Genomic DNA, 2,086 nt, shown 5'->3' with positions numbered 1-2,086 from the left:
CTATTTCAAGGGCGCGCTCAGGGGCAAGACGTTCGCCGTCTGGGGGCTGGCCTTCAAGCCCAACACCGACGACATGCGAGAGGCGCCGTCGCGCACGCTGATGGAAGCGCTGTGGGCGGCCGGCGCCAAGGTGCAGGCCTATGATCCGGAGGCGATGCAGGAGTGCCAGGCCATCTACGGCCTGCGCGAGGACCTGCTGCTGTGCGGCACCAAGGAGGCGGCGCTGCGCGGCGCCGACGCGCTTTTGATTTGCACTGAATGGAAGAGCTTCCGCGCGCCGTCCTTCGACGCGCTCAAGGATTCGCTGACCACGCCGGTCATCTTCGATGGCCGCAACCTCTACGATCCGAAGGTGATCGCGCGCTACGGCATCGAGTATTTCTCGATCGGCAGGATGGCGGCATGACGATGCCCGCGCGGGCACAGCAAGGAGCCTAGACTATGAAAGTTCTGTTTGCGGGCGGCAGCGGCTACACGCCGCAATTTAGCGGTGGCGTTCAGTCGAGCACGCATCATCTGGTCGAGCAGTTGCGCGAGCATGGCCACGAGGCCTCGGTGCTTGCCGCTTTGTTCGGCGACGGCTTTTTCGGCTTCAAGGCGCGCGCCAAGATGAAGCTGCTCCGCCAGCGCGCCGTCATCGATACGTTCCCAGGCTATCCCGTCGTACGGGCATGGTTCCCGTGGGAGGCGGCGGGTTTCGCGATCGAGCGATTGCGGTCCGACGTCGCGGTCGTCCAGTGTCACAAATCCGTGCCGATCGGCAAGGAATTGCAGGCCCTCGGCGTGCCCCTGGTCGTTTACCTGCGCAACGTCGAGTTCGATGAACTGGCCGGCGACCCGCGCGAATTGGAGTCCGCGCTCTACATCGCCAATTCGGAATTCACCGCTCGTGCCTACAAGGAGAAGTTCGGCATTGAATCCACGGTGATTCCACCCACGATCAATCCTGCCTTCTACAGCACGCCGACGACCGGCGAGTTCGTGACGATGATCAATCCTTACAACGAGAAGGGTTTCGAACTGGCCGTCCAAATTGCCCGCGAATGCGCGGAAATCCCGTTCCTGTTCGTTGAGAGCTGGATGCTCGACGACGATCACCGGGCCGAGATCGAGCGGACGCTTGCTTCGCTCGGCAATGCCGTCCTCGAGAGCCGTACCAGCGACATGAAGACGGTCTACGGCCGCACGAAGATCCTGCTTGCTCCCAGCAAATGGGAAGAAGCCTGGGGCAGGGTCGCGTCGGAGGCGCATTGCAGCGGCATTCCCGTTGTCGGATCCCGGCGCGGCGGTCTCCCGGAAGCGATCGGCAACGGCGGCGTGATACTGGATTACGATGCTCCGCTCGCCGACTGGGTGGCTGCCATCCGGCGGCTATGGACCGACAAGGCCGATTACGACAGGATGTCCGCGGCGGCTCGCCTGTTTGCGGAGCGGCCGCAGATGAACCCCGACAACCAGTTCGCGACGTTCATGGACGTCCTGAATCGTGCTGTCGAAGGACAGTCCCTTCGCAAGGCTTCCTGAGCGGGACTGCCGCGACACGAGGCGAAACCGGCACTTCGCAACGGTTTATGTCGCATGCAACAATTCGTGCCAACGCGGGCGCGGGACGAAAAGTCAAATGCGCTGCATCAGAAATGTTGCAGTGCAGCAATTCCTATACTACCATCCCCATCGGGTGGGCCAACAGCGGTCGAATGAATGCTGCATGTCGTGTGCCTCAAGTACGATTCCCATCCAGTTGCCCCTGTCGTGCGACTTTTCCTGACGGCTGAAGACGCCGCGCCGAAGTCCGCGGGCAAGGCCGGTTGCCTTGTTCAGGCCTGGTTGTGGGCGGGCTGCCCGATGAATCCCGGCGTGGGCGCGGGCCGAGAATGAGGATATGCTTCGTCGTCGACAAGTTCCCCTCCCTGTCGGAGACCTTTGTCCTTGACCAGATAGCAGGCTGCCTCGAGCGCGGCATGGAAGTCGGGGTCGTCTGCAACGAGACGACCTTCGGCAAGGACGTCAATGTCGACGATCGGCGCTGGAAGGGTCTGCCCGGCAAAGTCGTGTGCTGGTGGGGCTGGCTCGGCCGTTATCGACC

Annotated in this window: 2 protein-coding genes and 1 pseudogene; all 3 read left to right on the top strand. The window is 62.6% G+C overall.

The features are described 5' to 3' along the window. The coding region (locus EOA24_RS35575; RefSeq protein WP_133374802.1) for a UDP binding domain-containing protein at window positions 1–406 on the top strand (406 nt) is incomplete at its 5' end. A gap of 35 nt (window positions 407–441) precedes the next feature. Beyond that, entirely contained in the window at window positions 442–1,524 is a 1,083-nt protein-coding gene (locus EOA24_RS35570) for a glycosyltransferase (RefSeq protein ID WP_126079794.1), read from the top strand. A 350-nt stretch (window positions 1,525–1,874) separates the two neighbouring features. Then, window positions 1,875–2,086: pseudogene (locus EOA24_RS35565) on the top strand (colanic acid biosynthesis glycosyltransferase WcaL); the annotation flags it as partial.

This window comes from Mesorhizobium sp. M2A.F.Ca.ET.039.01.1.1 (genome assembly GCF_003998035.1).
In the GTDB taxonomy this organism is placed as follows: domain Bacteria; phylum Pseudomonadota; class Alphaproteobacteria; order Rhizobiales; family Rhizobiaceae; genus Mesorhizobium.
Note: the sequence above shows the minus strand (reverse complement) of the source record. Positions and strands in the feature narration are given on the sequence as shown.